This is a genomic window from Pseudomonadota bacterium, assembly GCA_030859565.1.
Taxonomy (GTDB): domain Bacteria; phylum Pseudomonadota; class Gammaproteobacteria; order JACCXJ01; family JACCXJ01; genus USCg-Taylor.
Window position 1 is genome coordinate 1 of the sequence record JALZJW010000176.1, and the last position, 6298, is coordinate 6298.

The 6298-nt window shown below is 55.1% G+C and carries 2 protein-coding genes and 1 pseudogene; all 3 read right to left on the bottom strand.

The window, feature by feature from the left end; genetic code table 11:
* Positions 1-156: 156 nt before the first annotated feature.
* Positions 157-1287: a TonB-dependent receptor gene (locus M3436_18385; protein MDQ3565971.1), complete on the bottom strand. Its 1131-nt coding sequence runs from the start codon at positions 1285-1287 to the stop codon at positions 157-159.
* Positions 1288-3137: 1850 nt separating this feature from the next.
* Positions 3138-3356, bottom strand: a pseudogene (locus M3436_18390) (FecR family protein).
* A gap of 381 nt (positions 3357-3737) precedes the next feature.
* Positions 3738-6008 (bottom strand): adenylate/guanylate cyclase domain-containing protein, encoded by a 2271-nt coding sequence (locus M3436_18395; GenBank protein MDQ3565972.1) that lies wholly within the window; start codon positions 6006-6008, stop codon positions 3738-3740.
* Positions 6009-6298 lie beyond the last annotated feature (290 nt).

Consider the following 6298-nt stretch of genomic DNA (forward strand, 5'->3'; position numbering starts at 1 on the left):
GCCAGCTCACTCTTAGCCTCTCCGTAAACCCGGCCGTCCGCGACGAGCTGTTGCATTACCTGGAGACCTTGAAAGCCGCCTGAGATCAGTAAATAACGAAAATTTATGCAACGTTAGGGATCACTTATCCCTCTCCGCTGCTTCCGGACTGCCTAGCTAAAAACTCAGTGTAATAGCCGCGAACAGCATTCGGTCAGGAAGAAAATTAACGTTGCTTCGAAGACCTGGGATCGCCCTGGTAGTGCCATCGACATTAGCGGCCGTCAAGGTGCGAAAGCTATCGTCCTGAAATTTAAATTCTTCGTCGAGTAAATTAGTAGCGCCGAGCGTTACGATGCCCCAGCGCTTCGGAAGTCGATAACCGATGGCGGCGTTCAGTACGACGAAGTTCTCAGTGTCGTCAAATTCTACTGCTTCAAACCGGCTGAAATCGAATGCACGCTCGTCTATTTGTTGACGGACATAAGCCATCCCGAACCTCGCAAAAAAACCTCCAGGGTTGAAGTAACTTAGGGTAAAAGGGACCGTCCTCGTATCGACGCGGGTCGGGCGATTCACGAAAGAGATTGCTTCCTCCTCTATCTTAAACCTTTCCCAACGGAATTCTGCGGTTGCCACCCATTCACGGAAGGGAGTCCAGTATAGGTAAGCGCGATAGAATTGTTCGCGCCACTCGTCTTCAAATATTTCATCGCTGTTAAAGAAGTTAAGCGGGACCACCAAGTCTCGGTTTGAGGCTTCCAGGCCGCCGTAAACAGTTTGAGCAAACCGCGCATCGATACCGATACCGTAGCGTTTCGCTCGTGTTCCCTGCTGGTCATCAAAAAACTGATTAAAAGCCGCCACCTGCGTTGGCTCTATGGTCTGGTCGACTAGAAGTGCACGCTTAACCGTCTCTATATATGCCAGCCGCAATCGTAGGTCGTCCGTTAGGTTCCATTGGAGTCCCAGTTTGGGATGGACGTCATCGACGACGTTGGTGTCAAACTGTTCAAAAGAATCGTAGCTCCCGCCGATGGTCCAGATAAGGTTCTTAGGCCACCGTATATTGCCGTATATATAGGCAGTATATTGGTCACGAGTAAACGAGTCGCCTCCAAAGGTGGGTGCGCTCCTTTCAACGTCGGTCTTATATACGCCAACTCCTGTGACAAGGTTAAAGTTGCTCGTCCTGAAAAGATACTGCGCATCGACCTGGAAACCCCTCTCCTCGCTATCAAATCTATCACCGAAGTCTTCAAAGAATATTTTCCGCTCTTTATTGAGTTCGCTGTATATCCCGGACACGATGAGATCCGATTGGGGCGAAAGACTCCATGAGCCCCTAGCCGGCCCGTATCTTGATTAGTTTTGGTACGTATCGAAACGTTGTCCCGAGGAATAAAACTTAATGAAAGATCTCCTTGCTCGTTCTCCCCCCGCCGATACTCCGCTTGGAAATCGAGGCTCGGGGTCAGTGCGACCTGCGCGAACGCATCGTAAAAATTATTCTCGGCGTCGTTGTTCTCCCGGAAACCATCGGTATCCGAATGAAACTGGCCCAAACTGAAGGCAATACGATCGTACAGGCCCGACAACACCACCTCATCACCCCAGGTACCGTTGTTGCCGCCGAAAACCGATGTTAAACCCCGCACCCGGTTACGCTCGAAGAGCGGTGTAAACTCGTTGAATCCTATATCTGCCGGACCTGGACCACCCACAATGTTGAGTTCGGATTCGGTGCGGCTCGGTCGCACTGGATTGCTATTGAGGGGTTGTAATAGCTGTGCCTGAAGAAGCTCGCTGCCCTGGGCGATCGCTTGGCGCGGGAAACCTACATAGGTATCGGAGAGAAAGCGATGGGCGGAGTGGTTCGCGGGATCGATGCTCAAGGATTTTGACGCTTCATTTACCGCTAGTTGCTCAAAGCCCAGGTCCGTATAGATCCGACCCAGGCTCGTGTTGCGCGTGGCCCGATCGTCGTCGAGCAGCAGACGGGATCGGTAGACGGCGCGATTGTCGTTGAGGGCAATCGATTTCTGTAGATTTTGCAAGGCCTCGACGGGTCGATTCGTGGTTTGTTCGGAGATCGCTTGGTAAAACCACGGCGTGGGGTCTTTGGGATCGAGTTCCTTGGCGGTATCGAATTCACTGCGCGCCCACTCATCGCGCTTCTGTTCGTAGTAGGCCTTGCCCAAGTAGCTTCTGATGAGCGATTGATTGGGATCATGGCTCGCAGCGATCGCGATCGACTCTGTCCCTTCAGCCAGCTCACCCTGACGGATCTGAACCAAGCCTAGCCCCAACCTTGGGAGTGGGTCGGCCGAATCGAATCGAATGGCCTTCTCGAAGCTCGCTTGCGCATCCTCGAGCTGGATCTTCGCGAGCGCCACAAAACCGAGCACGGTCTGGGTCCTGGCGAGCATCGGATCGAGGGCCACGGCCTTCTCCGCCGCCTTCAGGGCGCGGCCGCGTCGGCCCAGTGACAACTCAAGCTCCGCGATGCGCGCCCAAGCCAGACCGTTATCCGGGGCGAGCTGAGTGGCCTGCTCCGAGCTCTCTAAGGCAGCTTCGATATCGAAGCTCGCCTGCTGCGCATAGGACAGGGCGATGTGAGGCACCGGGGATTGGGGCTCGCGCGCAACGGCTTGCCGGGCGAGTCGCAGCGCTTTTCGTTTCTGGCTCTTCACCAATGCGATCACCGATCGCAAGGCAATCGCCGTTGCATCGGCGCGATTGAGACGGAGCGCTTGCGCGATGTCCGATCGGGCCTCCTCGACACGGCCCACCGAGAGGAGCAGCGCGGCGCGGAGATCGAAATAGCGCGCATCTCGCCGATCGGCGGGCACCTCGTCTAGTCTTGCCAAAGTCTTCAGCAGCTTGCCCTTACGATACAGCGAAAGCGCTGCGCGGAGAGCAGGTGCATCGCCGCCATAGGGCTCACTGCGGAAATCGATGATGGGCGGGTAATAGAGCGCCCACTCGACCGCGTCTCGCGGGCGTAGCACTAATGACCGCTGCGGGGCTTGACCGGCTTTGGCGATGGCCTGCTGCCCGCTCTGAAGCCGGACGCGCCCGGCACGGTTCTCGGCAAGCACCGTACCTGCAAAGACGAGGATCGCGGCTTCGTCTTCATCAACCCGGACTAGGAACTCGGTTCCCTCGATGTGGGCGTTGAGGAATGGCGTGCGTATCTTCAGCGATATTGGGGTACGGCTCAGAAAATTGGCCGCACCCCGTAGCAGCTCTAACCATCTAGGAATCTTCGGTTCCACCATGGGGATCGTCATCGCGCTCCGCTCATCGAGCCGCAGGGTTGTCTCCTCCGGCCGCAGTAGAATCGCGGCACGGCTGCGCTCGGCGACGCGGATCATGTCGCCACCGCAAAACGTCTGTTCCAAGCGGACCGGCCGCCAGCGCGTCTCGTCAGCGCGGCGGGTTTCAACCTGTCCCTGAATTCCGACCGCCTTCGCTATCCAAGGCGTGCAGCCCGGCGCGTCAGCGGCCTCGGCGCGCGCAATATGTGTAAGTATCGCCAGCACTATCAACGCTAGCAGTAGCCTGGCCCAATCAGCAACTCGTAAACTGTCTTGCCGCATTTGTCGTCGCAGCGCATCCCTTGTAAGGAGGCGATCCTGGAGACCTGTGTGCGCCCCTGCTCCCTCCATCAACTATAGCACGCCGTTCACACGCCATCCAATGCAGCATTGTAACCGCACTTAGGGTACTGGCCGGTCTCCGGTTCACGGTAGCAGCTATCGTCGGATCACCGGGTCCCACACTCCGGAGCGCGGATGGTGTTTATAGAATTCGCATTGCCGGAGGTAGAAATGCGCCGGCCCATCCTCAGGAAATACTTCTAGGATCTCCAGTAATTGCTCAATGCTCGTTTGCCATTGCCCGTCTTTATAGGCGTCGAGCGCATCGGCGAATGCGGCGCAAAGCCATACGACATCACCACTGCGAGGTGTATTCAAAAGCTCTGCTTTGCGTCCGAGCAGTTCGTAAATGTCTAGGGGTAGCGTCAATCCGGCAAAGACAAAACCGCCGACGGGCCGTATCAATAAACCTGATAAACCGTCTACCACATCCTTGGATGCGAGGATCCGCGTGCGCAATAGCTTGTTAAGACTTTGGATGCGTTGCGACGTGTTCACGATGACGCCAAAGCTGCGATAGTGCTGCGTGGTTCCGATCCGGAGCCCTCCCACGGCGATTCGACCGGCGTGCAACCCAATTCTGGTGGCGAGAGCTGGATATTCCGGTTCTCTTTGGAAAGACGCAAGCGCTTCACAAATATCCAGCGCTCCTTCGCATGCTTGCTGTCGAAGATAGATATCCGGTTTCGCCGCGGCCCAAATCGCCAGCATCGCATCACCCGTTTGGTCTGATACCAAACCCTGGCGTCGGGTTACCGGTTGGCCGATCGTTTTAAAATAATCGCTCATCATTGCACTGAGCCTGATCGGGTCCAGACCTTCGGAGATGGACGTAAACCCCTCAACATCGGTGTGCATGCAGGTCCCGTAAACCAAGCCGCGGGCCTTGTGCACGATTTCAGGCGATTGCACGATTTCTTCAATCGCGTTGGGCGGCAGCCACTCAATTAACGATGATCGGATCGCCGCTACGCGTTGTTCTAGATCCTTACGGTTACGCGCCACGGCGAGCGTGCTCCCAAAGAGTAGTTGAACGAGCGGCACGACCATGGGCAACCATATCCCAGCGGCTGTAAAAACGTACAATACTATGCTCAAGTAGCCTAGTCCAAAGCCGAGGGTGATCCCAAGTGCAAACGCGGTGCTATACGAGCGCCACCCGACGCTGACGAGAAATCCCCAACCGATAATGATCCCAAAACTCGCCGGATACGCGAGTCGCCGCACGGGCCTGTCTTCTATAAAGTTTCCAACAGCGGTTGCCGCAATCTCGACCCCGCTCAGTTTGACTCCGCTCGGGTCTGAATATACGGTTTCAAAAATATCTTTGTCTTTCTGCTCTACAGGTGATGTTTCGGCCATTCCAATAAAAATCAATTTGCCACGAAAGGAATTCTCCTCATTGCAGTTATTAACCAATCCGGCGAGCCGCACGGCCTCTGGGTAGTTGATGGTTGTGACGCTGCGCGGCGGACCATAAAAGTTGAGATATCGCCAATCGTCACTTTGATATAGATGAATAAGCGCTTTAATGGTCTGCTTCGTTGATTGTGTTAATTGAAAGTGCCTGACTTTGTCGAGCTCCGTCAGCATTTTGTTACCTATCTCTGGTTCTATCTTGAAAAGCTCGCGTAAACGAAGGACAAGATGCGTGATACCTTTAGACGCAATGACTTGGTTCTTACTTGCAGGGAGTCTTGCAGCTTGTTCCGGACTGAGCTTCGTTAAAAGCCGAAGAAAATCCTCGTAGGCGTCTAGTGCATAGAGCTGAAACGCGAGCGTAGGAAGTGTCGCGATATCACCCGCACTCGTCTTGAAGACCCAAAGTCCCGTCACTCCTACAGGTGCATTGGGTAATGGAAACGGGGCAACGCCGGCCGCTGCTTCCGCGAGCACGGGTACTGGAAAATAAGTCATCTGGATGTTTGCTTGGGGTACGCTTGGTAGAAGCTCATCCTCCATGATCCCCAAGTGGCCAACCAGGATGACGTTGCCCGCGTTATGTATGGCTTCAGCAAACACCCGGTCTTCGCCGGATGAACGGGGGGCGCCGAAAAACATATCGTATACGATCACCTGAGCGCACGCTTTGGAGAGATCTCGGATAAGCTGGGCGTGTAAGGTGCGTGGCCATTGGTCGAGCTTCTCGGGCCATCCACTTTTCTTAGCACTGCGGCGGTCCGCAGCGATTATCACGATCTCCGGCGGTGCCCCTTTTGGCCCCCGGGCCCAGAAGAGCCACGCTAAACCGTATCGCTCCTCTACGTCTAAACCATACGGCGCCCAGCTCAACAATAGTCCGATGAAAGTGACGAGTAATGCGAGGTAGAGACCTTTTAGTTCGCCTGTCCCCTTAATAAATGCCAAGTGACACCGCCGAAACAGCTTAAGTTAAGTGCGAATAGTGATACTTTGGCGCGCCCGAAAAACCCTTCTATGCGAACTTGGCTAACCGGGCGGCAGATTCCCTGGGGGAAAAATACTAACGGTGGAAGTCGGAGAAGACTGTGTTATGTCCCAATTCTACCTTGGGTAATGATAAGGAAGCTCTGCAAAAGTTACTGCGCAGCCCATCTGCTTTGTCGCGTGCTCGCTCGTCGCTCGCCTATCTACCTGATATGTCTCGCGACTCGCTCCGCGGCTTCGCGCATCTGGGC